The sequence below is a fragment of the Oceanibacterium hippocampi genome (assembly GCF_900172325.1).
Taxonomy (GTDB): Bacteria; Pseudomonadota; Alphaproteobacteria; order Sneathiellales; family Sneathiellaceae; genus Oceanibacterium; species Oceanibacterium hippocampi.
Window position 1 is genome coordinate 320846 of the sequence record NZ_FWFR01000002.1, and the last position, 24904, is coordinate 345749.

Below are 24904 nucleotides of genomic sequence, written 5' to 3' on the forward strand. Positions count from 1 at the left end.
ATGGCGGCGCTCGAAAAGCATTCGCCGGCACGCAACGGCTTCGACACGGACGAACTGGCGCGGATCCGGGCCGATTTCCCCGGCCTCGACCAGGCGGTGCACGGCAAGCCGCTAGTCTATCTCGACAACGCGGCGTCGGCGCAGAAGCCGCGCGCGGTGATCGAACGGCTGTCAACCTTCTACGGCCACGACTATGCCAACGTGCATCGCGGCGTCCACACCCTCAGCCAGCGGGCGACGGAAGCCTACGAGGGTGCGCGCGAGAGCGTGCGCCGCTTCCTGAACGCGCCGACCGGCGAAGAGATCATCTTCACCAAGAACGCGACCGAGGCGATCAACCTGGTCGCCTCCTGCTTCCGCGAGGGCGTGCTCGAGGCCGGCGACGAGATCGTCTCCAGCCTGCTCGAGCATCATTCCAACATCGTGCCCTGGCAGCTGGCGGCGGAGCGTACCGGCGCCCGCGTCCTGCCGGTGCCGATCGACGACAACGGCGAATTCCTGCTCGACCGCTACCGCGAGCTGCTCGGCCCGAAGACCCGCCTTGTCGCGGTCACCCATGTCTCGAACGCCATCGGCACCGTCACGCCGATCGCCGAGATCATCCGCCTCGCCCATGAACAGGGCGTGCCTGTGCTGGTCGACGGCTCGCAGGCGGCGCCGCACATGGCGATCGACGTGCAGGCCCTCGACGCCGATTTCTATGTCTTCACCGGTCACAAGGTGTTCGGTCCAAGCGGCATCGGCGTGCTGTTCGGCAAGCGCGAATGGCTCGACCGCCTGCCCCCCTACCAGGGTGGCGGCGACATGATCGAACGCGTCTCGTTCGCCGGCACGACCTTCGCCAAGCCGCCGCACAAGTTCGAGGCCGGCACCCCGCCGATCGCCCAGGCGGTCGGCCTCGGCGCCGCGATCGACTATGTGAACGGGATCGGCATGGCGCGCGTCGCCGCGCACGAGGCGATGCTGCTCGCCTATGCGACGGAGCGGCTGTCGGCGATCAATTCGCTGGAAATCGTCGGCCGCGCCAGCCGGAAAGCGGCGATTTTGTCGTTCAACCTGATGGGCGTGCATGCCCATGACGTCGGCACCATCGTCGATCATTCCGGCGTCGCGATCCGCGTCGGCCATCATTGCGCGCAGCCGCTGATGGATCATTTCGACGTCGCCTCGACGGCGCGCGCATCCTTCGCCTTCTACAACAGCCGCGAGGACGTCGACGCGCTGGCGGACAGTCTCAAGTCGGTACAGGAGATTTTCGGGCGATGAGCGACGATCTGCGCGAGCTTTACCAGGAAGTCATTCTCGACCACAGCCGCGATCCGCGGAATTTCCGCGAGCTGCCCGACTGCGTCCATACCGCACATGGCGAGAACCCGCTGTGCGGCGACCGCCTGGACATCTATCTCACTCTCGATGGCGACGGGAAGATCACCGACGCGGCCTTCAAGGGGCGCGGCTGCGCGATCTCGATGGCCTCGGCCTCGATGATGACCGAGATCATCCGCGGCCTCGACATGGAAAAGGCGAAAGCCCTCTTCGAGCGCTTCCACGACCTTGTGATGGGGTCCGGGGAGGCCGATATATCGCTTGACGAGGACGACCTCGACAAGCTTCAGGTGCTGGCGGGCGTTCGCCAGTTCCCGATGCGCGTGAAATGCGCCACTCTCGCATGGCATACGATGAATGCCGCGCTCGAGGGTGATGCGGTTGCCTCGACGGAGTGAACGAGAGATGAGTGCCGAACCAGCCGAGACGATGACACTGAACGGGCCGTTCGAGGAAGGCACCACCACCTCGCCGCTCGAGCCGCATGTCGTGGCCGCGCTCCGTGGCGTGTATGATCCGGAAATCCCGGTCAATATCTTCGACCTGGGACTGATTTATGACGTCGCCTTCCCGATGGACGGCATCGTCGACGTGAAGATGACGTTGACCGCGCCGGGTTGCCCGGTGGCGGAGGAAATGCCCGGCATGGTGTCGGAAGCGATACGCCCGGTCGAGGGCGTCGACGATGTCCGGGTCGAGATTGTCTGGGACCCGCCGTGGCGCCCGGATTTCATGAGCGAGGCCGCCCGCCTCGAACTCGGCATGTTCTGAGTTCATGGCGCGCAAGGAGTAGAGCGAATGACAGAGAATCTGATGAGTCTGACGGATCGCGCTGCCGACCGGGTTCGCCACCTGATCGCGACCAGCGACAAACCGGTCAAGGGCCTGCGCATCGGCGTCACCACCACCGGCTGCTCGGGCCTGAGCTACACCATGGATTTCGCCGAGGACATCGGCCCCGACGACAAGGTCGTCGTGGACAAGGACATCACCCTGGTGATCGACCCGGCGGCGCTGCAATACGTCGCCGGCAGCGAGATGGACTGGGTGGAAGAGCGGCTGGCGTCGCGCTTCACCTTCGAGAATCCGAATGAAAAGGGCAAATGCGGCTGCGGAACGAGCTTCCACGTCTGAGCCGCCCGCCGGCCCGGGCCGGCGGCCCCCGACACAGCTAGTCTTGGAGAAACCCTAGAGGCAGCGGGCGAGTTCGCCGGCCGGTCCGTTCGGCCGTTCGGCGCCGTCGCGTTCAATGACACCGCTCGGATAGAGCCGGTCTACCCCGGTCACCTTGTAGACCTCGACCCGGCCGTCGCCGAGTTCGAAGCCGTAGGCCTGGCCGGTCTGCACGACGCCGGTGACATCGACCCGCAGGCCGCTCGTTCGCCCCTCGCCCAGGTGGGCGACGTAATCGCCGCCGACCACCAGTTCCGGACCGATCGTGCAATCGCGGCTCCAGGTGCCCTGCAGGCGCGGCGGGATCTCGGCATGGCGCTTCGCCTCGCCGACATGCATCTCGGCGCGGAACAGGATATTCCCGCGCGGCGCGGCATCCGCCGCGCTGTTTTCCTGAATGTCCGATGCAACCGCGACGATCGCGGCTTCGGCCGAAGCCGATCCGCCGCCGAAATCGAAGCCGGCGAGACCGGCGGCCGCACCGCCGGATGCCAGGAGGGCAACGGCGAAGGCCGGCGCGAGCCACGCCCACGGCAGACCCGGCGCCAGGATGTCAGGCCTCTCGGAGGCGTCATCCGCCGTCATGGCGGGTCCGGCAGCAGCCTTCCGGCCGAATGTCGCGAGACGTTCACGGACCAGCCGCACAGCCGGTTCAAGGGCGGCGCGGAGATCGGCCCGCCGGACAGGCGTTTTCTGCCCGTCGAGGCCGACGACGCGGTAGGCCGGACGTCCTGCCTCTCCGGAATACTGACCGGCAAGCAGGCGGACGCGCTGGTGTCCCCATTGCGGCAGCAGTTCGAGCGCGAGCGCCCGGGCACGATCTTCCGCGATGAACCGCTTGAAGGTCCGCCACCGGCCGTCCTCGAATGTCTGGACGACAAAGCCCGCGGTCAGTTCCGATACGACATGTGCCGACATCGCGACGATCCCCTGGATCCCTGCTAGGAGATTCCATGGTGACCGGACATGCTGAACAATTCGTAAATGCCGGGCCGGATTCGCTGCGTCGTCAGCCCTCGCCACCGGACCCGAGCGGGTCCGCATCGAGGCGCCGGCCGGCCAGTGCGCCGCGCCAGTCGAGGCCCTGTCGCAGGCGCACGACCTCGCCCACCACGACCATTGCCGGCGGCTTCAGGTCCGCCGTCCGTGCCGCCGCTGCGGCGTCGGCGAGCGTCGTCTCCAGCACCGCCTCGTCCGGCAGCGTGGCCCGGGCGACGATCGCCACCGGCTCGTCCGCCGGGCGCCCGGCGGCGATCAGCCGGGCGCTGATCTCGGCCAGGTGGGTCAGCACCATGAAGATGACCAGCACCGGCGAGCCCTTGGCGAGGGCTTCCCAGTCGACACTGTCCGGCACGTCGCCGGCGGCGCTGTGCCCGGTGACGAAGGTAACCGCGTGGTTGACATTGCGGTGGGTCAGCGGGATCCCGGCACTGGCGAGGCCGCCGATGCCGGCTGAAATGCCAGGCACGACGCGAAACGGAATCCCGGCGGCGACGAGCGCCAGCGCCTCCTCCCCGCCACGGCCGAAGACATAGGGGTCGCCGCCCTTCAGGCGCAGTACGCGCTTTCCCTCGCGGGCGAGCGCGACCAGCCGGGCCGAGATATCGGGCTGTTTCGGCGACGGCTTGCCGCCGCGCTTTCCGGCGAATTCCAGCACCGCGTCCGCGCCGGCGAGCGCCAGGACGGGGTCGCCGACCAGCGCATCGTAAACCACGACATCGGCCTGCTTCAGGGCGTCGAGGGCATAGAGGGTGAGCAGGCCCGGGTCGCCCGGACCGGCGCCGACCAGCCAGACCGTGCCGCGGGCGAATTCGGGAAAATGCAGGACGTCGTCGATCATGCGATCTACTTACATCGTAGATCGGGCGTGGAACAGACCCTGCGACATCTCCGGGACGGCGGAAGGCATCATGACGGAAACTCTGACGAAAACACATCGGGGCGGCTGCCTGTGCGGCGCCGTCCGCTACACGGTCGAGGGTCCGCCGGCAATCGTCGCCCAGTGTCATTGCGAGGCGTGCCAGAAATGGAGCGGCACCGGTCACACGATCAGCGCGACCTTTGCCGCTGCGGATCTCTCGCTGCAGGGCGAGACGGCCGAGTTCCGCTACATGTCGGAGAATGGCAACGAGGTGACCCGGCTGTTCTGCCCGCGTTGCGGCAGTCCGCTTCTCGGCCGCAACACCGGCCTCGTCGGATACCTGACGATACCGCTCGGAACCATGGACGATGTACCGGACTGGCGTCCCCAGGTCGCCGTCTTCACCCGCAACCGGAAGCACTGGGACGGGTTGCCGGCGGAGGCGGCCCGGTTCGAGGCCCAGCCCGCGTGGAGGCCCGCCAAAGACGGCTGAAGCGCCGTGAAGGTGACGGCCGGCTAGCGCGTGCGGGCGTTCATCTCCTTGCGATAGCCGGCGAGCCGCTGGCGCAGCAACGCGCGCGCCTGCTGGACCCGCTTCCGCACATTCTCGTTGGAGATGCGGAGTTGGGCGGCGATCTCGGGATAGTCCTCGCCCTGCACGAGGCGCAAGGTGAAGGCCGAACGAAGCGGGTTCGGCAGTTCGCGGATCGCGCTGTCGAGTTCGCGCGCGAGCTGGGTGTTCCAGAGCTCTTCCTCGGGCGAGCGCGGGGCCGCGGCAAAGACGCTGACATCGCCGTCCTGCATCGACTTGACCTCGGAAATCTGGTCGTTGCGGCGCTGGTTGGCGCGATGCACGTCGATGCAGTGATTGTGCAGCAGGCGGGCGAGCCAGGCGCGCGCGTTGCGGATCTCGTCGGCGGAATCGGCGAACTTTCCCACCGCCTTGACGGCGGCGGCATTCATCGCGTCCTCGGCGTCGGCGACATTGCCGCTCATCCAGCGCAGGCTGAGCCGGTAGAGATAGTCCTGGTGTTCCCGCCAGACCTGCCAGAACAGCTTCGAACGGAGGTTCTGCCGGCCGGCCATGGCCCGCCGCATGGCTTCCCGGGGGGTCTCGCTCGCGCGGTCCGACCCGGACGTCTCCGGCTCTGCCGCCGACGCGGTGTCGCAACCGCCAATTGCACCGGCGGCCGACGCCGCTTCGCGCGGCGGCTCGGCCCCACGCCTACTCGGCGGCACACGCCTGCCCGCGGGCCCCTGCACCGGAACGGTGCCGGACCCGCAGTCCCGGCTCTCGGAACCGGCCTCGGGAAGCGATCGCCAATCAACCTCATGCAACTTGTCCACGCGCCGTGATCCCCGTTCCACTGGCGCCACCCCCTTCGACACGTTCCGGTCGTTCTTGCGAGGGCGGCATGCCTGCCTGTCATTGACCTTGCTGCCGCTCTCAAGACGCCGATGATATACAGTTTGTGATTGATCGAAAGCACTCGCTATACTCGCATAACGACGCATTCACGGTCTGCTTGCCACTGTATGCCATCGGTCGAGAGTCACCTTCGACTGCCTGTCGACTGTCCTCCCGTTCGACTGTCGAGACGACGGGGCCGGTCTTCGCGCCCCTTCAAGGGGCGAATCGGGCGGGCTGCCGGGGTGAAGATTTCACAGACCCGGCGCACAGGGCGTCACGTCCGATTAAACTACTTGTGATTGCATTTCTGAATTTGCGCGTCCTACAATGTCCTCCGGCAGCGGCGATCGGCGTTCGGACAAGGCAAGGGACAGCCACATGACACAGACAGGAAATGCGACCAGCAGCCCGATCACCGATTCGGTGATGACGGTGAATGAACTCGTACTCGGCAGCGCGCCCGCCGAGGCGCTTGCGGCGATCTACATGACTGTCGCCCAGGCGACCGGGATGTCGGCGCAAAGCGCCGTCGTCAACCAGCAGGCAATGAACCTGCTCGCCGGCGCGACCGCGGCGGTCGGCGCCGCGGGGATCCTCGGGCTCGGGCTCAACTCGGCCCAGACCAAGAACAATCCGCAGGACATGCTGACCCTCGTGCAGCAGGTCTTCGGCCTGCTCGAGGGCAAGGACAGCGGCGGCGGCGGCACGGGCGGCGATACCGGTGGCGGCGGCACGGGCGGCAATACCGGTGGCGGCGGTACCGGCGGCGATACCGGGGGCGGCGGCACGAACGACAACGGCGGAAAGCCCTGAGGCGACCGGTCCACCGCGGCACCGCGCGGATCCGCTCCGGCGGCCCGGCCCGGCCCCTTCGACGGGGCCGGGTCAGCGGCGGCACGCGCCCCGGACGCCTCCATTCTTCCGTGAACAGGGACAATCGACATGCCGAATATCGTCAACGAGCAGACCACCGACGCCGTCACCCAGACGAATGTCCGGGTCCTGGGCGATTCCGCGCCCTTCGCGATGGGACTGGTCTACCAGTTCGCCGCCCATTCATCGGGCCTGGCGATGGAGAACGCGACAGTCGCGACCAACTTTCTGAATACGGTGACCAACGCCTCCGCCGCCTCGATGACGGCGCTGAAGGTCGCGGAAGCGAATGCGCTGAGCTCGCTTACCACCTCGATCTCGGAGGCCTACAACAGCCAGACGGCGGCGATCAGCCAGGCGCTCAACGCCCAGACCCAGTCGACGGCCGCCGGGCTCAACGCCATCACCACGGCGGGCAGCAGCGGCATGGCCGCCCAGACGGCGCAGGACATCGCCGGGCTGACCGCCGATTCCGTCGCCGCGACGGCCGTTGCGATGTACGAGATCGTCAAGCAGATGGCCGGCTAGGCACGCAAGGCCGACCGGCGTACCCGGCCGGCAACGGCACGCCGGCCTGACCCGACCTCCCTCCCCGACTTGAGCCCGCGGCCCCGCCGCGGGTTCTTTTTTGCCCGATCCACTCCGAAACCGTCCGCGCCGTGCTTCACATCGCGGTGGCCGGCCACGTCTTACACCACGCGGACCTGCAGCGGCGGCGAATGCCCCGGAACAGGCCCTGCGAGACGAGGGAGAACCGGAATGGCGGCAGAGACATACGTCAACAGTCAGATCACCGACGCGGTCACGCAGTCGAACGTCACGGTTCTTGCCCAGGCCCCGGCCAAGGCGATGGCCGTCCTCTACCAGATGATGGCCCAGGCCATCGGTGTCTCCATGCAGAACGCGGTCGCCAACCAGCAGTCGATGAACACCCTCGACGCGGCGATCGTCACCCAGGGCGTGAACCTTCTCTATTCCATGGACACCGCTTCCGACGCGGCGATCGTCGAGCAGACGCTCGGCGATCACGCCAGCGCCGAGGCGATCCGGACCCTGCTGGCGGCGATGCAAGCCGTCCAGCCGGCGAAGGGGTCGCGACGGCCGTGAACCGGCCGCCCCGTCCCACCCCAGTGCAGTAGCAACTTGTTCGTGAACCAGGTCAACGAGGGAGATCCAGACCATGGCAGGCGATACTCCGGTCAACAGCCAGATTACCGATTCCGTCACCCAGGCCAACGTGAAAGTCCTGGGCGACGCCCCGGCCGAATCGATGGGCACCGTCTATCAGGTGTTCGCCCAGACGGTCGGTGTGTCGATGCAGAACGCGGTCGGCAACCAGCAGAACGCCAACACCATCGACACCGCCATCACCACGCAGGGCGTGAACCTGCTCTACTCGCTGCCGACGGCGACCGACTCGCGCGCCACCACCGAGGTCTTCAGCGGCAATTCCGTCGCCGAGACCATGCAGGCGCTCAAGGCGGCCGTTCAGGCCTTCTCGTAATCGGATCCGTACGGGGCGCCGCCATGATCGCCACGCCGATTCCCGGAACCCGGGGCCGCCGTCATGAAACCCGGCCGGCATCCGCCGGCCGGCGGCTCCGGCCCGGGGACGGCGAGCGCGGGAATGGCGGCATCATCGTTCGGATACCGACGTCAGGGAAACACCGTGCCGGATATCTCGGCGGCACCTCGATCCGAGCTCGCGTGCGTTTCCGTGGGAGCAGGCCGGGACCGGCCGGTCCCGATACCCGCTTCCGTACCGGCATCCCGACGGGTGCCGGACCCTCAAGGTCCTCGAGAGGAGAATAGGACATGGCAGAGAACACGTGGGTCAACAGTCAGATCACCGACGCGGTGACCCAGACCAACGTCAAGTTGCTGGGCGACGCGCCCGCCGAATCGATCGGCATGCTCTACCAGATGCTGGCCCAGTCCACCGGTCTCAGCATGCAGAACCTGGTGGCGGCCCAGCAGCACAAGAACAGCATCGACAGCGCCGTGACCACGCAGGGTGTCAATCTGCTGTTCACGATCGACACCGCGACCTCCGGCGTCGCCACGAACGGCATCTTCACCGGCAACTCAGTGGCCGAACAGATGAGCGCGCTCAAGGCCTCGCTGGCGATGTTCAAGAACCCGCCGGCCGGACCCTACCCGTCCTGAGGGCAGGCCGGTCGGGCCGCGTCACCGGGGGCCGGAGCAGCAGGTCGTGATCGACGCCCGCTGTTCCGGTCCGGCCGGTGGTCGGCCAGCGGCAGAGTAGTGCGTGACGGAACCCCGCCGGTGAGCCGCGCAGGCAACTGACCGGCCGGGGTTCCCGGGACTTCGTTCGAACGGCTAATGCGGGAGAATTTCGATGGCCGACAACACCCATCTCAACAGCCAGATCACCGATGCGGTGACCCAGAGCAATCTTCAGCTCCTGGGCTCCGCACCGGCCGAATCGATGGCCATGCTCTACCAGATGCTGGCCCAGTCGACCGGCCTCAGCATGCAGAACACGATTGCCAACCAGCAGCACAAGAACAGCCTGGAATCGGCGGTGGTGACGCAGGCGGTCAACCTGCTCTTCAGCGTCGACACGGCCACGGCCGGGCGGGCTACCGACCAGATCTTCAGCGGCAATTCCGTGGCCAACCAGATGGATTCGCTGAAAGCCGCGCTCGCCACGTTCAAGAGCTGACGAGAACGGATCGCAGGTTGGCGTCGGCGCGCGCATGCGCCCGACGCCACCGCCCGGCGCCGTTCGTCCGGGCGGCGTGAGGAGGAACGAGGAGAGAGACGATGGCTGACGATACGGCGGTGAACAGCCAGGTCACTGATTCCGTCACCCAGAGCAACGTCATGACGCTCGGCGTCGGGGCTGCCAACTCGCTCGCCAATCTGTACCAGCAGATGGCCCAGAGCAACGGCCTCGGCATGCAGAACGCGGTCGCCCGGCAACAGCACCAGAACAGCGTCGACACGGCGGTCATCACGCAATCGGTGAACGCCATCCTGAGCCTGCCGACGGCGACCTCGGCACGCGCGGCGATGCGCCAGCTCGCCGCCCGCGGCGGCGGCGGCGGCCAGGGCGAGCAGCTGATTGCCCTGGCCGCGATCAGGGCTCTCGGCGAGCTGATCGCGCTGCGCCGGCACGCACCGCAGGCAACTCCGGAATCCCAGAGCAGCGCCTTCGTCTACCAGAGCGCGCAGGCGCCGGCGCCGCAGGCCTCGTCGCCGGCGCCCGACCCGGCCCCGCAACCCTCCGGCCCGTTCCCGCAGGGCAAGCCGCGCCCATGAGCGGTGAACGGAGCGGGATCGACAGGCAGCCGTCCGAGAAACCGGGAGAGAAGTGACCATGGCCACCGAAAGCTACGTCAACAGCCAGATCACCGATGCGGTCAGCCAGACCAACGTGGCGGTCGTCGGCGAGGCGCCGGCCGAGGCGATCGGCGCGCTGTACCAGCAGATGTCCCACGCGCTCGGCCTCGCGCTGCAGAACGTGATCTCGCAGCAGCAACACATGCATTCGATCACCAACGCGGTGACGATCGCCGCCTCCAAGTCGCTGCTCGCCAGCGACCCGGCCCAGGCGGTCCGGATCGTCAACGACTTCTTCACCGGCAACCGGGTGCCGGAGGATCTGGCCGCCCTGCAGGCGGTCGTGGAAAAGATGAAGAGCTGAACGACGGGAGTGCGGAAGATGGCGTCCCTTGCCTTGTCCGATCCGCGCAAGCCGGAACGGGGGGCCGTCCCTCCCCCCGCGCCGGCGCCCCCGTCATCGGTCGCGGCGGCGGCCACGGTAGACCGGTTCACGGGAAAGCCGGCAAGGAGGCAACCGAACTTCGACTGAAGAGGAAACCAGGCGGCATCAAACCCGCCGGGGCCAGGATCCGGCCGTCGGCAACCATCATCACGCTATTGCGGGGCAGCACGGGTATGGCAAACAAGCGTTACAGCCAGGCGGAGATCAACAAGGTTCTCAAGGAAGCCGCCGCCGGCACCGCGGTCGCCGAGATCATTCGTCGGCACGGCATCGCCGAGGCAACCTTCTATCGCTGGCGGGCCCGCCAGGCGGCGCCAGGCCGGGCCGAGGGCAGCCGCCTCGAGCGCCTCGACGAGGAGAACCGCCGGCTCAAGCATCTGCTCGCCGAAACCACCCTCGAGATCCACACCCTTCGCGAGGAGCTCGGCAACAAGAAGAGCTGAAGCCGACAGGCGCGACCGGACATGTGTGGATTCACGATTTTCGGCCGCGCCGTCTTCTTTGCCCGGGCCCGACCGCTTATGATCCGCTCCGCCACTTGCTAGCGGAGACTGCGACGATGTCCGAAGGTGCCCTCGACGGCCTGCTGGTCGTATCCATCGATCAGGCCGTGGCCGCCCCCTATGTCGCGTCACGCCTCGCGGATGCCGGCGCGCGGGTCATCAAGGTCGAACGTCCGGGCGGCGATTTCGCCCGCGACTACGATACCGTCGCCAACGGTCAGGCGAGCTATTTCGTCTGGCTGAACCGGGGCAAGGAATCGATCGAGCTCGACCTGAAGAAGGCCGACGACGCCGCGCTGCTGCACCGCATGATCGCCCGGGCCGATATCTTCATCCAGAACCTCGCGCCGGGAGCCGCGGCCGCGCTCGGCTTCGGCTCGGCCGAGCTCAGGGAGCGCCATCCGCGGCTGATCACCTGCGATATCTCGGGCTATGGCGAGGACGGGCCGGCCCGCGACATGCGCGCCTACGACCTGCTGATCCAGGCCGAGACCGGGCTCGCCGCGATCACCGGCAGTCCGGAGGCGCCAGGCCGGGTCGGCGTCTCGGTGGTCGACATCGCGGCCGGCATGCATGCCCTTGTCGGCATCCTGCAGGCGGTCATCGAGCGTCAGCGAACCGGCCGCGGCAAGGGCATCCAGGTCTCCCTGTTCGACTGCATCGCCGACTGGATGACGGTGCCGCTCCTGTTCCAGGAGCATACCGGCACGGCGCCGAAGCGGGTCGGCCTCAACCACCCCTCGATCGCCCCCTACGGCAACTACCCGACCGCCGACGGCCCCGATATCGTGATCTCGATCCAGAATGAACGCGAATGGCGGCGGCTCTGCGAAACCGTTCTCGACCGGCCCCGGATCGCCGACCGACCGGAATTCGCCCGCAATACCGATCGCGTCGCCAACCGCCCGGCCCTCGATACCGAGCTGCGGGCGATCCTGGGCGCCCTACCGCGCGCCGAGATCATTGCCCGCTGCAAGGCGGCGAAGATCGCCTTCGCCTCGCTCAACGGCGTCGCCGAGCTCTCGTCGCACTCGCAGATCCGTCGCGCGGCGATGGCCACGCCCAACGGGCCGCTCGCCATGGTCGCGCCGCCGATCCGCGAAAGCGACCGCGAACCGTCGCTCCGTCCGCTGCCCGCACTGGGCGAGCACAGCGCCGCGCTTCGCAAGGAATTTTCCGGGGACTGAACGGGCTGCGCGTCGCGAACATTGCCGGGCGCCGCGAAATCGCGTATCCGCGAGCCATGACCCAACGCGACGATCCGACAGACGGCATGAGCCGCACCGGCCAGTTTGTCCTGCTCGCCTCGGTGCTGGCGAGCAGCATGGCCTTCGTCGACCAGACCGCGCTCGGCGTCGTCCTGCCGTCGCTCCGGGACGATCTGCAGGCCTCCGTCACCGACACCCAGTGGGTCGTCGAGGCCTATCTGCTGACGTTGTCCGCGTTCGTCCTGGTCGGTGGCGCGGCCGGCGACATCTACGGCCGGCGGCGAATCTTCGCTATCGGCATCTGGGTCTTCGCCGCCGCCTCGCTCGCCTGCAGCCTGGCCCACGACGCGCCGACACTGATCGCGGCCCGCGCGATCCAGGGCCTCGGCGCGGCCATGATGGTGCCGGGCAGCCTGGCACTGATCGCCGCCAATTTTCCGCCGATGAAACGGGGCGCGGCGATCGGGATCTGGTCGGCGGCGAGCGGCGTTGCGGTCATCGTCGGACCCTTCCTCGGCGGGCTGGCGGTCGAGTTCCTGTCGTGGCGCTGGGTCTTCCTGGTCAACCTGCCGATCGCCGCTGTCGCCCTGTTGCTCGTCCGGCTCCGGGTCCCGGAAAGCCGGAGCCCGGGAACGGCGAAGCTCGACTGGGCTGGCGCCTTGCTCGCCGTCGTCGGCCTTGCCGCCGTCACCTTCGCGCTGCTCGAGGCGCCGCGGCTCGGCTGGTCGTCAGTCGCGGTCTGGGGGCCGGGCATCGCGGGCATCGCGGCGCTCGCCGGTTTCATCGCCCAGGAGGCGACCGCCCGCCAGCCGATGCTGCCCCTCGGGCTGTTCCGGAGCGCCGCCTTCACCGGCGTGCAGGCCTATACCTTCTGCTTCCTCTTCGCGGTGCACGGATCGCTCTTCTTCCTGCCCTTCAACTATATCGACGTGCAGGGCTTCTCGCCCTTCGAGGCCGGCCTCGCCATGCTGGCGGTTCCGAGCCTGATGGTCCTGCTGTCGCGCTGGTCCGGCCGCTATGCCGACCGGGTCGGGCACCGGCTGCCGATGATCTGGGGCGCCTGCCTGATGACAGCCGGTTTCCTGCTTTTTCTGATCCCCGGCGTCGACGCCAATTTCTGGACCACCTTCCTTCCCGCCTCCCTCGTGCTGGGCGCGGGATTCGGCTTCGCCGTGGCGCCGCTCACCGCCGCCGCCCTCGACACCGTCTCGGCCGACCTGGCCGGCCTCGCCTCGGCGGTCAGCAACATGGTTGCCCGGGTCGCAGGGCTGGTGGCAATCGCCATCATGGGCCTGATCCTGACAGCCGGCTTCAACACCACGCTCGACAGTGGCCTCGACAACCTGGCGCTCGAACCCTCGGCAAGAAGCGCGGTGCTGGCCGACGCCGACCGGCTGGGCGGCGCCCGCCCACCCGGCAACCTTGGTGCAGCGGAACGGACCGCGGTCGTCGTCCTCGTGAAGCACGCGTTCGTCGACGGGTTCCGCGCGGTGGTGATCGTCGCCGCCCTCCTCGCCGCGCTCGCCGGGCTGATCGCCCTGTTCGTCCTGCCGCGCCCGGCCGCCCGCAACGATCGTCCGAGTGCCCCTCCGGAATGAGAAAGGGGCGGCCCGTTCGGACCGCCCCCTTCCGTCTTCAGGTTGAACCGGGCGTTGAACTCAGCCCTTGTAGTCCTTGAATCCCTTGCCTTCCGAGGCAAGCCGTTCGAGCAGCGGCGCCGGCTCCCACTGATCGCCGAACTGGTCGCGGAAGGACCGCATCCGCTCGACGACCTTGTCCAGACCGATCGAATCGGCCCAGAACATCGGGCCGCCGCGATAGACCGGCCAGCCGTAGCCGTAGACCCAGACGACGTCGATGTCGCTCGGGCGGATGGCGAGACCCTCCTCGAGAATCTTCGCCCCTTCATTGACCATCGGAAAGAGACAACGCTCGAGAATTTCCTGGTCGTCGATCGACCGACGCTCGATCCCGGCGTTCTTCGAGGCCTTGAGGACGATATCCCGCGTCACCTGGTCGGGGACCGCGTTGCGGCCCTCGTACTTGTAGTAGCCGGCCCCCGTCTTCTGGCCAAAGCGGCCGAGTTCGCAGAGGCTGTCGGGGACTTCCGACGTCATGCCCTTGCCCTGGCGGATCCGCCAGCCGACGTCCAGACCGGCCAGGTCGGCCATCGCGAAGGGGCCCATCGGGAAGCCGAAATCGAAGATCACCCGGTCCACGTCCTCGGGCATCGCGCCTTCGAGGACGAGCGCCTCGGCCTCGCGGCCGCGGGCCGCCAGCATGCGGTTGCCGACGAAGCCGTCGCAGACGCCGACCAGCACGCCGACCTTGCGGATCGCCTTGGCGAGATCCATCGAGGTCGCGATCACGTCCTTCGCCGTCTTCTTGCCGCGCACGATCTCGAGCAGCCGCATGACGTTGGCCGGGCTGAAGAAATGCAGGCCGATCACGTCCTCTGGCCGGCTGGTCGAAGCGGCGATCTCGTCGACGTCGAGCGTCGAGGTGTTGCTGGCGAGGATCGCGCCCTTCTTGCAGACCTTGTCGAGCTTGCCGAAGATCTCCTTCTTCAGGCCCATCTCCTCGAACACCGCCTCGATCACGATGTCCTTGTCGGCCAGCACGGCATAGTCCGTGGTGCCGGAAATCTGCGCCATCCGCTTGTCCATCGTCGCCTGGTCGATGGAGCCCCGCGAGACGCTGGTCGCATAATTCTTCGCGATCACGGCGATGCCGCGATCGAGCGCCTCCTGGGTCGCCTCGACCAGGGTGACCGGGATCCCGACATTGGCGAAATTCATGGCGATGCCGCCGCCCATGGTGCCGGCGCCGATGATGCCGGCCGAGGCGATCGGCCGGCGCTTGGTGTCGGCAGGGACGTCCGGAATCTTCGCCGCCTGGCGTTCGGCGAAGAAGAAGTAGCGCTGCGCCGCCGACTGCTGGCCGACATAGAGTTCCTCGAACAGCCGGCGTTCTTCGGCCATGCCCTCGGCGAACGGCATGTTGACCGCCGCCTCGACGGTCTTGATGCAATTCTCCGGCGCCTCGAAGCCGCGCGACTTACGGGCGATGCTCTTGCGGAAATTCTCGAAGATCTCCGGCTTGCCCCGGGCTGCGGCGACCTTCTCGTCGCGCTCGCTGATCTTGACCGCCGGGCGGCCCTCGTCGACGATCTTCTCGGCGAAGGCGATCGCGCCCTCGGTCAGGTCACCCTCGACGACCTCGTCGACGAGGCCGTCGGACAGGCCGTCCTTGGCAAGGATCGGATCGCCGCTCACGATCATCTTGAGCGCCCGCTCGACGCCGACGACGCGCGGCAGCCGCTGGGTGCCGCCGGCGCCCGGCAGGATGCCGAGTTTCACTTCCGGCAGGCCGACGCGCGCGGTCGGATTGCAGACCCGGTAATGGCAGGCGAGCGCCGTCTCCAGCCCGCCGCCGAGCGCGGTGCCGTGCAGCGCGGCGACGACCGGCTTGGTCGAGCCCTCGACCGTCTCGAGAACCTCGCGCAGGCCCGGATCCTTCATCGGCTTGCCGAACTCGGTGATGTCGGCGCCGGCAAAGAAGGTGCGCCCCTTGCAGAGCAGCACGACCGCCTTCACAGCGTCATCGGCGGCGGCGGCCTCGATTCCCTTCTGGATACCGAGCCGCACCGCGTGACTGAGCGCGTTCACCGGCGGATAATCGACCACGATCATGCCGATCCTGCCGCGCTTCTCGAAATTCACATAGTCGGTCAGAGCTGTCATAAGTCCCTTTAACTCCCTCGGGAAAACGTCTTCCGTTATTAGACCGGGCGCCGTCCCGTCAGCCGACGAGGACGTCCGTCGCGGGCGATTCTGCGAAAAGCGCCGCGACCTTGTCGGCACGGCGCTCCAGGACGGCGCGTTGATTCACATACTGCTCGTCCGTGATCTCGCCATGCTCGATCGACGGCGGATCGGCAAGCAGGATCATCCGGCCGATCCGCAGGCTCGATTCCGGATGCGCCCGATTGTGACCCGCCAGCCGCTCGGCGACAAGCCTCCGAAACGTGTCATCGGCGACGATTGCCTCCGGCCCGGCATCGGCGCCGAGCCCGGCAAGCCGGGCCGCCGCGGCCAGATTGGGCCAGGCAAGTATGCCGATCGCCTCGCGGTCGTGGCCGGCGATCACCAGGTCGCGCAGGAACGGTTCGAAGGATTCCAGCAACGTCACCCGCAATGCGCCGGTATGCACCCAGGTGCCGGTCGCGAGCTTGAAGTCCTCCCCCACGCGACCGGCGAAGGCGAGGCCCCGTTCGGGCTGCGCCGGGTCAAGCCAGCGGACCGCGTCGCCGATCCGGTAATAGCCGTCCTCGTCGAAGGCGGCGGCGTCCAGTTCCGGCTGACCGAAATAGCCCGGCATGATATGCGGCCCGCGGACGCGGACCTCGAACTTGTCGGCAACCGGCACGAGCTTCAGCGAGGCACCCGGTATCGGCAGGCCGATCAGCCCGACGCGCTCGGAATTCCAGTAGACCGCCGCATTGACCGCCGCCGTCTCGGTCGAGCCCCAGCCGGTCATGAAGGGGATCCGGCAGCCGACCGTCCCGACCGCCAGCCTCTGCATGCGGTCGTGCAGGTCCTGGGCCAGCGAGGCGCCGCCATAGGCCATCAGGCGGAGCCGGGAGAAGAACCGCTCGCGGAGCGCCTGGTCCTCCTCCAGGCGTTCGACCAGCATCCCGTAGGCGGTCGGCACGCTGGAATAACGGGTCGGCGATATCTCGCGCAGGTTCTCGATGGTCTTCTCGAACAGGCCCGGAACCGGCCGCCCGTCGTCGATGTAGAGTGTGCCGGCAACACGCATCACGAGATTGAAATGGGCGTTGCCCCCGAAGGTGTGATGCCAGGGCAGCCAGTCGAGCAGGACCAGCGGGTCGTTCTCCGGATCCGGCGGTTCGGCGACCGCCTGGGCCATGCCCTGGGCCGCGGTCAGCATGCGGTGATTGTTGATCACCGCCTTCGGCAGCCCGGTCGAACCGGATGTGAAGAGGATCTTCGCCACCGTATCGCCGGTCACGGCGGCGGCGCGGGCCGCGACCTCGGGCCCCGGCGCGACTTCCAGCAGCGCATCGAAGGCGACCGCTTTCCCGACCGGCGACGGCCGGCCCGCCGAGACGATCGTGCAGAGCCCGGCGCCGATCGCCGTCAGGGCGGGCGCCATGCGTTCCCCGTCATCGACGAAGACGATGTCCGGCCGGACCAGGTTGAAGGCATGGCGGAGCTTGCCGTAACTCTCGTCGAGCAGCGCCAGGTTGACCGATACCGGCGCCAGGGCGACGCCGATGCGCAGCGCGCCGAGCATCAGCAGGGCATGCGCGATGCTGTTGCCGGCGATCAGGAAGACCGGACGGTCGGCGCCGGCGCCGTTCCGGATCAGCCATTCGGCAACGGCGGCGGACCGTGCCCAGGCCGCGCCGAAGGAGATTTCCCGCCATGCGTGATCCGGGCCCCGTTCGGCGATGAAGGTCCGGTCGGGGAAGCGCGCCGCGCTGTCCGCCATGTAGTTCGCGAGACTGTCCGGACCGGCGCCAGGCGGGATCGGGCATTCGACGATCTGCACACCGTCCGGCCGCCGTGTCACCGTCACGGCCGGCGCGGGCCGCTGAAGAGGCAGATAGGGTGTCGTGATATTCATTGACCTCCCCCGGCAAACTTCATTCTCTTTGGCGGCAGTCGGCTGGATAAGCTGTCGCTTGATGCCGGGTCAGGGTTGCGCTGTCCCGACCGCGGCATGATAGCCTCGGCACGCCGCTTGTCCATCGCGCGACGGGGAACGGCGGACGAATACCATCTATGCGCGAAACCGGGAGATGGCGGGCGATGTTCGATCCCAGGGACAAGGTTGCGGTGGTCACTGGCGGGGCCGGCGGCATCGGCTTCGCGATTGCCTCGGCACTCGCCCATGCGGGCGCCGATATCGCGCTTCTCGACCTTCACCGGGAAGAGGTCGAGGACGCCGCCCGCGCGCTCGCCGACGAAACCGGGCGACGGGTATTCGCCTACAAGGCGGACGTCGCCGACCGGGCGCGGATGATGGCACTCGCCCACGCCATCGCGGACGATTTCGGCCCCTTCCATATTCTCGTCAACAATGCCGGTGTCGCCATCGGCGGCCCGGTCTGGGACATGACCGGCACCGACTGGGACTGGACGCTGGGTGTCAACCTGGGCGGCGTGGTGAACGGCCTGCTCGCCTTCCTGCCGGCGATCCGCGCCCATGACGAGGGCGGCCACGTGGTCAATGTCGCCTCGATCGCCGGCCTGATCGCGACGCCGGGGCTGTCGGTCTATACCGCCAGCAAGTTTGCCGTCGTCGGCCTGTCGGAAAGCATGCGGGCGGACCTGGAGGGCAGCGGCATCGGCGTTTCCGTGCTGTGCCCGGGGTTCGTGCGGACGCGCATTCACGAGGCCGGACGGAACCGGCCGGCCGGCCCCGGAGAGCAACCGCGAGCCCCGGTCGCCGATGAGCAGAGCCAAGTCGGCGAGATTGCCCGGGGCGTGCTCTCGGGGATCGAGCCCGTGGAAATCGCCGGCCAGGTCATCGCCGCGATCCGCGAGGGCCGGTTCTACATCTTCACCCACCCGGAACTCGCCGAATATGTGGCCGAGCGTCACGACGCCATCATGGGAGCCATGAAGACTTGAATGCGAGAGCGAGCAAGCCGGCCCGCCAGCCGATGACGGGCGGCCTCCGCGCGTCCGGCGGCTTCACACTGCTCGAACTGGTGGTCGCGCTCGTCGTGATCTCGTTCGCCTTCGCGACGGTGATGCCGCTCCTCGACCGGGCGATTCCGGGCGCCCGCCTCGACGCCGCCTCGACCGGCCTCGTCATGACCTTGCGGGAAGCGCGCGGAATCGCCATCCGCGACGGCCGCGAGATCACCGTGAATTTCGACGCGGCCGCGCGGCGAGCCATGGTCGAGGGCGCGGCGACGGGCGATCCCTGGCCGAACGACGCGGCGGTGCTGCTCTACGACCAGGCCGGGCGGGCGCTGACCGGGACGAAGGCGCGGATCGTCTTCCTGCCGGATGGCAGCTCGAGCGGCGGCGTGATCGAGATCGCCGCCACCGGCGACAGCCGCCGGCTCACCGTCGACTGGCTGACAGGCCGGGTCCGCGAACGGCACTGATTGTCGGCGTCAGCGATCCGCCCGTGCCGGTTCCGGATTCCGCAGCTTGTCGCGGAAGAACGCCCAGATCGCTTCTGTCGCGTCGAATTCGCGGGAGCCCGGCCCGAGGATGCGGCGAACGATGGGGCCCGCCGCCGGTCTGTCGGGGTTGGCGTATGTATGGCCGCCGCCGATGACACGGTAAAGCCGGACCGACGCACCGTCTCTGCAACCCGGATAGTCTTCCATGACGAGGCGCGTATCGTCGTCGGGCACTGCGTCCCGGCGCGCAACGGTCATCGGGCTGGTGCCGCAGCCATTGACGCGGGCGAACACGGCGAGCGATTCCGCGACCGAATGAACCGCGCCGCGATCCTGGCCTAGGAACCCCGCGACCGGGCCGCCGTCGAACGGGACGAAACGATCCCGATCGCCGTTGATCATGAGGACGGGAATCGGCCGCGACGGCCGGCAGGTGCCAGACCGGAATACCGGCAGCGCGGCGATCACCGGGGCGGCGGCGGCGAACAGGCCGGCATGGGTGCAGGCCAGCCGGAATGTCAGCATCCCGCCGTTCGACAGCCCGGTCAGGTAGACCCGGCGCGGATCGGCGATTCCGGCCCGCACCAGCCGCTCGACAAGGGCGACGACGAAACCCACGTCGTCCATGCCGGCGGAGGGGCGGCTCAGCGTGAAGGCGCCGTCCCGGCCGTCATTCCAGGTATTGCCGACCCCGTTCGGATAGACCGTCGCGAAGCCTTCGCGCGCGCCGAGCCGGTGAAAGCCGGTCAGGCGGGCGACCGAGAGAGCATCGCCCCGCTCCGCCCCGCCATGCAGAACCACGACCAGCGGGCGTGGCCCGGCCGGGTCGCCGGCCGGCACATGCAGCAGGAACTGCCGCGAGACCCTGTCCACGTCGATCGATCCCGGCACCAGGTCCGGCGCGAGGAAATCGGGCGCCTCCGCCGCAATTGCCGAGGCGGTCACGGGGAGCCACAGGCAAAGCAACGCGAGCGCCGCGAGGAGGATCGACCGCACCGCCGATACGGCCGGGTTCAGGCCACGCCGGCCGGCGCGAAGCCGGCCTTCTGCAGCGGCAGGGTGCGGATCCGATTGCCCGTCGCGGCGAAGATCGCGTTCGCCAGCGCAGCGGCGATCGGCGGCGTTCCCGGCTCGCCCACGCCGCCAAGCGGTTCGCCGCTCTCGACGATATGGGTCTCGACGACCGGCATGTCGGCAAGCCTCAGCATCTCGTAGTCGGGGAAGTTGCCCTGCGCGACGGCGCCATCCACGATATCGATCGCCCCGTAGAAGGCCGCCGTCATGCCATAGACGATGCCGCTTTCCATCTGCGCAACGACCCCGTCGGGCTGGACGGCACGGCCGCAGTCGACGGCGCAGACGACGCGATCGACCTTCAGTGTGCCGTCGCCCCGGACCGTGACCTCGGCAATCTCCGCCACCGTCGAGCCGAACGAACGATGGAGCGCCACCCCGCGCCCGCGCCCGGCCGGCAGCGGCGTGCCCCATCCGGCCGCGTCGGCCGCCGTCTGCAGAACTCTTGCCGCACGCGGGTGGTTCTTCAGCAGTGCCAGCCGGAAGGCGACCGGATCGGCCTTGGCGGCGTGCGCGGCCTCGTCCATCGCGCTCTCGACGCAGAAGGCGTTCAGCGAATGGCCGACGCTGCGCCAGAAACCGACCGGCACATGGGTTTCGCTCACCACGTGCTCGACCCGCTGGTTGGCGAACTCGTAGGGCCGGTCGAAGGCACCCTCGGCCGTGGTCTTGTCCTTCAGCAGCATCGGCGCGCCCGGCATCAGGCGGCCCATGAAATTCGCCACGACCGACTGCGAGACGATCCGGTTGCTCCAGGCGACCGGCGCTCCGGCGGCGTCGAGCCCGATCCGGAAACGGCTGAGCGCGGCCGGGCGGTACATGTCGTGGCGCATGTCGTCTTCGCGCGACCAGGTGAGCTTTACCGGACGCCCGGGCACCTGGCGGGCGATTGCCGTCGCCTGGAAGGCAAGGTCGGTCTCCGACCGCCGGCCGAAACCGCCACCGAGGAAGGGCGTGTGCACGGTGACGTCGTCGCCGTCGAGATCGGCCGCCTCGGCCGCCGCCATCCGCATCAGCGGCGGCGCCTGGTTGCCGGTCCAGATCTCGGCCCGATGGTCGTCGACCAGGGCGGTGCAGTTCATCGGCTCCATGCAGGCGTGCGCCAGGTAGGGCACGCGATACTCGGCCTCGACCACGGTCGCGGCACCGGCCAGCGCCTCTTCGACATCGCCGTCGTCGCGGTGGGTGTCGATGTCGCCCTCATCGTGGTCGCGGGCGAACCGGGCGAAGATCGATTCGGAGGTCACCGTCCCGTTTTCGCCGGAGTCCCACTCGATGGCGACGGCATCGAGCGCCTGCCGCGCCCGCCAGGTATTGTCGGCGATCACGGCGACGCCGCCGGCCGCCTCGACGACCTTGACCACCCCGGACATCGCCTTGGCCTTGGTCGCATCGTAGGATTTCAGCGTGCCGCCGAAGACCGGCGAGGTGGCAATCGCCGCGTGCAGCATGTCGGGGCGGCGGATGTCGATGCCGAATTCCGCGCTGCCATCGACCTTTGCCGGGATGTCGACCCGGGCCGGCGAGGTACCGATCAGCGTCCATTGTTCCGGTGTCTTGAGACGCGGTTCCTCGGACAGTTCGACCCGGCGGGCCGCTTCGGCGACCTCGCCGTAGCCGACCGACCGGCCGCTTGCCGGGTGCACCACCCGGCCCTTCTCGGCCCGGCATTCCCCGCGACCGACGCCGAGCTTCCCGGCCCCGGCGCTGATCAGCATCTCGCGCGCCGCGGCGCCGGCATGCCGCATGCCCTCCCAGCCATCGCGCAGCGTTGTCGAGCCGCCGGTCGCCTGCAGACCGAGCATTCCGGCCACCTTGCGGGTCATCCAGCGCACCGATCCGGCGACCATTCCGTCGTCCTCGGGCAGGAACGGCAGGCCGTCGACGAGTATCTCGATATTGCCGTAGACGCCGTCGATCGGCGCCTGCTCGACCCGGACGCTGGCCCAGTCGGCCTCGAGTTCCTCGGCGACCAGCATGGCGAGCCCGGTATAGACGCCCTGGCCCATCTCGGCGCGCGGCACGGCCACTGTCACGGTGCCGTCGGCGGCAATCCGGACCCAGGCATTGAGCGGCGCCTCGCCGGCCACCGTCATGTCGAGGAAGGTTTCGGCGCCGGCCGGCCGGCCAAGCAGCTGATAGCCGACGATCAGCCCGCCGCCGGCGGCGGCACCGATCAGGAACCGGCGGCGGCTCGTCTGGAATGGCCTGTTCATCGTCGTGCCCCCTCAGCCGGCGGCCAGGTGGATCGCCTTGCGGATCCGTTGATAGGTCCCGCAGCGGCAGACATTGTCGATTGCCTCGTCGATCTCGGCATCGGACGGGTTCGGATTGCTGTCGAGAAGGGCAACCGCGGCCATGATCATGCCCGACTGGCAATAGCCGCATTGCGGCACCTGCGCCTCGATCCAGGCCGCCTGTACCCGGTGCAGCAAGGGCGCGCCGTCGCCGTCCCGACCGGCGATCCCCTCGATCGTGGTGATGGCCGCGCCGTCGACATCACCGACCCCGGTAACACAGCTTCGCGTCGGCGTGCCGTCCACATGCACCGTGCAGGCGCCGCAATAGGCGACCCCGCAGCCGAATTTCGTGCCGGTCAGCCCGAGTTCGTCACGCAGCGCCCAGAGCAGCGGCATCTCCGGCTCGACATCGAGCTCATGTGGCTTGCCGTTCACCGTGATGCGGATCATGCCGATTTCCTTCCGCAGATAACTGAACAAGGGTCATTAAATCGACAACGCGCCCTGTCACGCAACCCAAAACTGACCCCTGGTCAGCTATTCTGTCGCGCTTTGTCCGCCGCCGGGCGCCAAAAGGCCATCAGCCCGTCACGGGCCTCGCGTTCGAAATCCAGGCGGAACAATTCCAGACCCGGCCGGGCGAGCGCCTCGCGGACCGGCGCCGGCGGCGATGCCGCCTGCCAGATCCCCTGGAGGAACAGGAAGGTCCAGTAGACGAGCCGCGCGCCCTCGCCCGGACGCAACGCCGGAAAGCAGCGTTCCACCTCGGCGCCGACCGCCAGGGTCCGCGTCGCGAGATCCCGCTTGAAGCCGTAGATCGCCTCGACATCGCCCTCATGCTCGAGATGGCTGTCGCTGAAGCGCGCCAGATCCAGCGTCGTCGGATGGGCGAGGAAGAAGGCGACGAGACCGTCGACCAGCATCCCGGCGTCGATCGCCGGTTGCGCGAGCAGTTCCTGAAGGGCGTCCAGCGCGGCGTGCAGGCGTTGCTCGAGCAGTGCCAGGAAGAGTTCGTTCTTGCCCCGGAAATAAAGGTAGACCGTGCCCTTGGCGAGCCCGGCGCGGGCCGCAACCTCGGCGATCGGCGGCAGCACCCTTCGCTCGACGAAGATCGCTTCCGCCGCCTCGAGGATCGCCGCCTCGCGCGCCTTCTTCTGATCGTCGCTGCGCGCCCGGCGCCCGTTGATGGGTATCATTCGCATAACTGACCTCTGGTCGGTTATGCGGGAAAGAGCCCGGCTGTCAAGCGCCGCCCTTTACCGTTTCGGCTTGAGCACGACCAGCGTGCCGTCACCGAGGACATAGGCGACGTCGCGGATGCCATCGCCGTCGATATCCCCGGTCGCGATATCGGAGACGATCTCTGCGTCGTGCGCGACATGGCCGAGTTCGCGGAACCGCCCCTCGGGAAAGCTGACCACGCGCATGGCGCGCCGCGTGGCGTCCGGGAGAACGATGTCGTCGACCCCGTCGCCGTCGACGTCGAGCACGGCGGACTGGCCGAGTACCCGGCTGCCGATCCGGTGACTGGAATAGCCTTCGGCACGATAGCGCGGCACAAGCCGCGCGCCGTCCCGGCGATAGACCGTCAGCACGCCGCCGATGTGCGGGGTCAGCACGGCGGCTAGTTCGGATCTGCCGTCGCCATCGAAGTCGCCCATGCCGACCGGGTCGAGCCAACGGTTCGGCTGACCGATCGCCGGTCCCTCGGCGATGAGATCGAGCGCGCTTCCGGCGAGACCCAGGAGGACCAGTGCGGCGCCCCGGTCGGGATAGCTTCGCACCGTGAGGAGTTCGTCGTTGCCGTCGCCGTCGATATCCACGGGACGCGGATAGAGGTCCTCGAAGACCGAGCCGTCGTCGAGCCGGAATGCCACGACCGTGCCGTCGGCAAGGCGGGCATGAAGCGCACCGGCCTCGATCGCATCGCCGAGCACGCCGTGGCGGTAACGGTCGGTCGGCTCGGCGAGCCAGGCCGCGACAAGACGCCCCCTGGCCGCGCGCACGGTGCCGTCGGGCAGGATCTCATCGTCGCCATCGGGCGCGACCGGCGCTGCACCGGCCGGTTCGAGCGCCAGCGCGAAATCGCGGATGACGACGCGATAGCGCGCGGTTCCCGGCGCGTTCAGGAAGATCCCGTCCGCCCCGCCGGCGATTTGCATGTCAGGCGGCAATCCGCCGGCCTGCAGTACCGAAAAGGCCGCCGCCGACGTCGGCCGCCACCACACCACGGCCAGCAGCATGACGCTGCCGACAATTCCGAAACGCCCCCGCAACGCCAACACTCCTCCTCCCGCGGAAAGTTCGCAGCTTAAG

At 68.3% G+C, this 24904-nt stretch carries 28 protein-coding genes; 18 read left to right on the forward strand and 10 right to left on the reverse strand.

What is annotated here, in order from left to right; translation table 11 throughout:
• Genes OCH7691_RS12520 through OCH7691_RS12535 form a run of 4 tightly spaced genes read left to right on the forward strand, consistent with a single transcriptional unit; the run spans position 1 to position 2460 of the window.
• Complete coding sequence (locus tag OCH7691_RS12520; protein ID WP_085883874.1) at positions 1–1266, forward strand: cysteine desulfurase; 1266 nt, start codon at positions 1–3, stop codon at positions 1264–1266.
• The gene (gene sufU, locus OCH7691_RS12525; protein ID WP_085883875.1) at positions 1263–1724 is read left to right on the forward strand and encodes a Fe-S cluster assembly sulfur transfer protein SufU; all 462 of its coding nucleotides are present in this window, start codon (positions 1263–1265) and stop codon (positions 1722–1724) included. The genes OCH7691_RS12520 and sufU overlap by 4 nt, the downstream gene beginning before the upstream one ends.
• A gap of 7 nt (positions 1725–1731) precedes the next feature.
• Positions 1732–2097, forward strand: a complete 366-nt coding sequence (locus OCH7691_RS12530) for a DUF59 domain-containing protein (RefSeq protein ID WP_085883876.1) — start codon at positions 1732–1734, stop codon at positions 2095–2097.
• A 27-nt stretch (positions 2098–2124) separates the two neighbouring features.
• The gene (locus tag OCH7691_RS12535) at positions 2125–2460 is read left to right on the forward strand and encodes a HesB/IscA family protein (protein ID WP_085883877.1); all 336 of its coding nucleotides are present in this window, start codon (positions 2125–2127) and stop codon (positions 2458–2460) included.
• A 54-nt stretch (positions 2461–2514) separates the two neighbouring features.
• Here OCH7691_RS12535 and OCH7691_RS12540 read toward each other — a convergent pair whose 3' ends face one another.
• Together OCH7691_RS12540 and cobA are read right to left on the reverse strand one after the other, a co-directional pair.
• The gene (locus tag OCH7691_RS12540; protein WP_085883878.1) at positions 2515–3417 is read right to left on the reverse strand and encodes a hypothetical protein; all 903 of its coding nucleotides are present in this window, start codon (positions 3415–3417) and stop codon (positions 2515–2517) included.
• A 91-nt stretch (positions 3418–3508) separates the two neighbouring features.
• Positions 3509–4339, reverse strand: coding sequence for a uroporphyrinogen-III C-methyltransferase (cobA, locus tag OCH7691_RS12545; protein ID WP_085883879.1), 831 nt, complete (start codon positions 4337–4339; stop codon positions 3509–3511).
• Between the two features lie 70 nt (positions 4340–4409).
• On the opposite strand from cobA, the gene OCH7691_RS12550 reads away from it, so the two are divergent.
• Positions 4410–4853, forward strand: a complete 444-nt coding sequence (locus OCH7691_RS12550) for a GFA family protein (protein ID WP_176245034.1) — start codon at positions 4410–4412, stop codon at positions 4851–4853.
• A gap of 23 nt (positions 4854–4876) precedes the next feature.
• Here the strand turns inward: OCH7691_RS12550 and OCH7691_RS23280 are convergent, their stop codons facing one another.
• Positions 4877–5458 carry an RNA polymerase sigma factor gene (locus OCH7691_RS23280; protein WP_176245035.1) on the reverse strand — a complete coding sequence of 194 codons (582 nt, stop codon included), beginning with the start codon at positions 5456–5458 and terminating at the stop codon, positions 4877–4879.
• 691 nt (positions 5459–6149) lie between these two features.
• Between OCH7691_RS23280 and OCH7691_RS12560 the strand changes: the two genes are divergently transcribed.
• The 11 genes from OCH7691_RS12560 (at position 6150) to OCH7691_RS12610 (ending at position 13704) form a co-directional block, all read left to right on the forward strand.
• The gene (locus OCH7691_RS12560) at positions 6150–6584 is read left to right on the forward strand and encodes a RebB family R body protein (RefSeq protein WP_176245036.1); all 435 of its coding nucleotides are present in this window, start codon (positions 6150–6152) and stop codon (positions 6582–6584) included.
• Between the two features lie 129 nt (positions 6585–6713).
• Positions 6714–7172: a RebB family R body protein gene (locus OCH7691_RS23285; protein WP_085883883.1), complete on the forward strand. Its 459-nt coding sequence runs from the start codon at positions 6714–6716 to the stop codon at positions 7170–7172.
• A gap of 231 nt (positions 7173–7403) precedes the next feature.
• Positions 7404–7751, forward strand: coding sequence for a RebB family R body protein (locus tag OCH7691_RS12570; RefSeq protein ID WP_085883884.1), 348 nt, complete (start codon positions 7404–7406; stop codon positions 7749–7751).
• Positions 7752–7824: 73 nt separating this feature from the next.
• Entirely contained in the window at positions 7825–8148 is a 324-nt protein-coding gene (locus OCH7691_RS12575) for a RebB family R body protein (RefSeq protein WP_085883885.1), read from the forward strand.
• 311 nt (positions 8149–8459) lie between these two features.
• The gene (locus OCH7691_RS12580; RefSeq protein ID WP_085883886.1) at positions 8460–8810 is read left to right on the forward strand and encodes a RebB family R body protein; all 351 of its coding nucleotides are present in this window, start codon (positions 8460–8462) and stop codon (positions 8808–8810) included.
• Between the two features lie 193 nt (positions 8811–9003).
• Positions 9004–9330, forward strand: a complete 327-nt coding sequence (locus OCH7691_RS12585) for a RebB family R body protein (RefSeq protein WP_085883887.1) — start codon at positions 9004–9006, stop codon at positions 9328–9330.
• Between the two features lie 101 nt (positions 9331–9431).
• Positions 9432–9929 (forward strand): RebB family R body protein, encoded by a 498-nt coding sequence (locus tag OCH7691_RS12590; protein WP_085883888.1) that lies wholly within the window; start codon positions 9432–9434, stop codon positions 9927–9929.
• Positions 9930–9987: 58 nt separating this feature from the next.
• The gene (locus OCH7691_RS12595; RefSeq protein WP_085883889.1) at positions 9988–10314 is read left to right on the forward strand and encodes a RebB family R body protein; all 327 of its coding nucleotides are present in this window, start codon (positions 9988–9990) and stop codon (positions 10312–10314) included.
• A gap of 254 nt (positions 10315–10568) precedes the next feature.
• Positions 10569–10838, forward strand: a complete 270-nt coding sequence (locus OCH7691_RS12600) for a transposase (RefSeq protein WP_085883890.1) — start codon at positions 10569–10571, stop codon at positions 10836–10838.
• A 116-nt stretch (positions 10839–10954) separates the two neighbouring features.
• The gene (locus OCH7691_RS12605; RefSeq protein ID WP_085883891.1) at positions 10955–12085 is read left to right on the forward strand and encodes a CaiB/BaiF CoA transferase family protein; all 1131 of its coding nucleotides are present in this window, start codon (positions 10955–10957) and stop codon (positions 12083–12085) included.
• 56 nt (positions 12086–12141) lie between these two features.
• Positions 12142–13704, forward strand: coding sequence for a DHA2 family efflux MFS transporter permease subunit (locus tag OCH7691_RS12610; protein WP_085883892.1), 1563 nt, complete (start codon positions 12142–12144; stop codon positions 13702–13704).
• A 60-nt stretch (positions 13705–13764) separates the two neighbouring features.
• On the opposite strand, the gene OCH7691_RS12615 is transcribed toward OCH7691_RS12610, so the two are convergent.
• Entirely contained in the window at positions 13765–15849 is a 2085-nt protein-coding gene (locus OCH7691_RS12615; protein WP_085883893.1) for a 3-hydroxyacyl-CoA dehydrogenase NAD-binding domain-containing protein, read from the reverse strand.
• A 58-nt stretch (positions 15850–15907) separates the two neighbouring features.
• Complete coding sequence (locus tag OCH7691_RS12620; RefSeq protein WP_085883894.1) at positions 15908–17758, reverse strand: feruloyl-CoA synthase; 1851 nt, start codon at positions 17756–17758, stop codon at positions 15908–15910.
• 185 nt (positions 17759–17943) lie between these two features.
• Between OCH7691_RS12620 and OCH7691_RS12625 the strand changes: the two genes are divergently transcribed.
• Positions 17944–18768 carry an SDR family NAD(P)-dependent oxidoreductase gene (locus tag OCH7691_RS12625; RefSeq protein ID WP_176245037.1) on the forward strand — a complete coding sequence of 275 codons (825 nt, stop codon included), beginning with the start codon at positions 17944–17946 and terminating at the stop codon, positions 18766–18768.
• Positions 18765–19253 carry a GspH/FimT family protein gene (locus OCH7691_RS12630; RefSeq protein WP_139839679.1) on the forward strand — a complete coding sequence of 163 codons (489 nt, stop codon included), beginning with the start codon at positions 18765–18767 and terminating at the stop codon, positions 19251–19253. The genes OCH7691_RS12625 and OCH7691_RS12630 overlap by 4 nt, the downstream gene beginning before the upstream one ends.
• Before the next feature lie 9 nt (positions 19254–19262).
• Here OCH7691_RS12630 and OCH7691_RS12635 read toward each other — a convergent pair whose 3' ends face one another.
• From OCH7691_RS12635 to OCH7691_RS12655, 5 genes are all read right to left on the reverse strand, one after another.
• Positions 19263–20270, reverse strand: a complete 1008-nt coding sequence (locus OCH7691_RS12635; RefSeq protein ID WP_176245038.1) for a CE1 family esterase — start codon at positions 20268–20270, stop codon at positions 19263–19265.
• 17 nt (positions 20271–20287) lie between these two features.
• Positions 20288–22564: a xanthine dehydrogenase family protein molybdopterin-binding subunit gene (locus tag OCH7691_RS12640; RefSeq protein ID WP_085883898.1), complete on the reverse strand. Its 2277-nt coding sequence runs from the start codon at positions 22562–22564 to the stop codon at positions 20288–20290.
• Positions 22565–22576: 12 nt separating this feature from the next.
• Complete coding sequence (locus tag OCH7691_RS12645) at positions 22577–23038, reverse strand: (2Fe-2S)-binding protein (protein ID WP_085884453.1); 462 nt, start codon at positions 23036–23038, stop codon at positions 22577–22579.
• Between the two features lie 83 nt (positions 23039–23121).
• The gene (locus OCH7691_RS12650; RefSeq protein WP_085883899.1) at positions 23122–23790 is read right to left on the reverse strand and encodes a TetR/AcrR family transcriptional regulator; all 669 of its coding nucleotides are present in this window, start codon (positions 23788–23790) and stop codon (positions 23122–23124) included.
• A gap of 54 nt (positions 23791–23844) precedes the next feature.
• Positions 23845–24864: a hypothetical protein gene (locus OCH7691_RS12655; RefSeq protein ID WP_139839680.1), complete on the reverse strand. Its 1020-nt coding sequence runs from the start codon at positions 24862–24864 to the stop codon at positions 23845–23847.
• Between the last annotated feature and the right edge of the window lie 40 nt (positions 24865–24904).

Bases quoted from the DNA above. Each gene is read 5' to 3' on its own strand.
- OCH7691_RS12550 (WP_176245034.1), top strand. From the start codon at position 4,410: ATGACGGAAACTCTGACGAAAACACATCGGGGCGGCTGCCTGTGCGGC.
- OCH7691_RS12570 (WP_085883884.1), top strand. From the start codon at position 7,404: ATGGCGGCAGAGACATACGTCAACAGTCAGATCACCGACGCGGTCACG.
- OCH7691_RS23280 (WP_176245035.1), bottom strand. From the start codon at position 5,458: ATGCGGCGGGCCATGGCCGGCCGGCAGAACCTCCGTTCGAAGCTGTTC.
- OCH7691_RS12595 (WP_085883889.1), top strand. From the start codon at position 9,988: ATGGCCACCGAAAGCTACGTCAACAGCCAGATCACCGATGCGGTCAGC.
- OCH7691_RS12575 (WP_085883885.1), top strand. From the start codon at position 7,825: ATGGCAGGCGATACTCCGGTCAACAGCCAGATTACCGATTCCGTCACC.
- OCH7691_RS12580 (WP_085883886.1), top strand. From the start codon at position 8,460: ATGGCAGAGAACACGTGGGTCAACAGTCAGATCACCGACGCGGTGACC.
- OCH7691_RS12585 (WP_085883887.1), top strand. From the start codon at position 9,004: ATGGCCGACAACACCCATCTCAACAGCCAGATCACCGATGCGGTGACC.
- OCH7691_RS12620 (WP_085883894.1), bottom strand. From the start codon at position 17,758: ATGAATATCACGACACCCTATCTGCCTCTTCAGCGGCCCGCGCCGGCC.
- OCH7691_RS12650 (WP_085883899.1), bottom strand. From the start codon at position 23,790: ATGCGAATGATACCCATCAACGGGCGCCGGGCGCGCAGCGACGATCAG.
- OCH7691_RS12520 (WP_085883874.1), top strand. From the start codon at position 1: ATGGCGGCGCTCGAAAAGCATTCGCCGGCACGCAACGGCTTCGACACG.
- OCH7691_RS12610 (WP_085883892.1), top strand. From the start codon at position 12,142: ATGACCCAACGCGACGATCCGACAGACGGCATGAGCCGCACCGGCCAG.
- OCH7691_RS12605 (WP_085883891.1), top strand. From the start codon at position 10,955: ATGTCCGAAGGTGCCCTCGACGGCCTGCTGGTCGTATCCATCGATCAG.
- OCH7691_RS12640 (WP_085883898.1), bottom strand. From the start codon at position 22,564: ATGAACAGGCCATTCCAGACGAGCCGCCGCCGGTTCCTGATCGGTGCC.
- OCH7691_RS12590 (WP_085883888.1), top strand. From the start codon at position 9,432: ATGGCTGACGATACGGCGGTGAACAGCCAGGTCACTGATTCCGTCACC.
- OCH7691_RS12540 (WP_085883878.1), bottom strand. From the start codon at position 3,417: ATGTCGGCACATGTCGTATCGGAACTGACCGCGGGCTTTGTCGTCCAG.
- OCH7691_RS12600 (WP_085883890.1), top strand. From the start codon at position 10,569: ATGGCAAACAAGCGTTACAGCCAGGCGGAGATCAACAAGGTTCTCAAG.
- OCH7691_RS12530 (WP_085883876.1), top strand. From the start codon at position 1,732: ATGAGTGCCGAACCAGCCGAGACGATGACACTGAACGGGCCGTTCGAG.
- OCH7691_RS12625 (WP_176245037.1), top strand. From the start codon at position 17,944: ATGTTCGATCCCAGGGACAAGGTTGCGGTGGTCACTGGCGGGGCCGGC.
- cobA (WP_085883879.1), bottom strand. From the start codon at position 4,339: ATGATCGACGACGTCCTGCATTTTCCCGAATTCGCCCGCGGCACGGTC.
- OCH7691_RS23285 (WP_085883883.1), top strand. From the start codon at position 6,714: ATGCCGAATATCGTCAACGAGCAGACCACCGACGCCGTCACCCAGACG.
- OCH7691_RS12535 (WP_085883877.1), top strand. From the start codon at position 2,125: ATGACAGAGAATCTGATGAGTCTGACGGATCGCGCTGCCGACCGGGTT.
- OCH7691_RS12615 (WP_085883893.1), bottom strand. From the start codon at position 15,849: ATGACAGCTCTGACCGACTATGTGAATTTCGAGAAGCGCGGCAGGATC.
- OCH7691_RS12645 (WP_085884453.1), bottom strand. From the start codon at position 23,038: ATGATCCGCATCACGGTGAACGGCAAGCCACATGAGCTCGATGTCGAG.
- OCH7691_RS12560 (WP_176245036.1), top strand. From the start codon at position 6,150: ATGACACAGACAGGAAATGCGACCAGCAGCCCGATCACCGATTCGGTG.
- sufU (WP_085883875.1), top strand. From the start codon at position 1,263: ATGAGCGACGATCTGCGCGAGCTTTACCAGGAAGTCATTCTCGACCAC.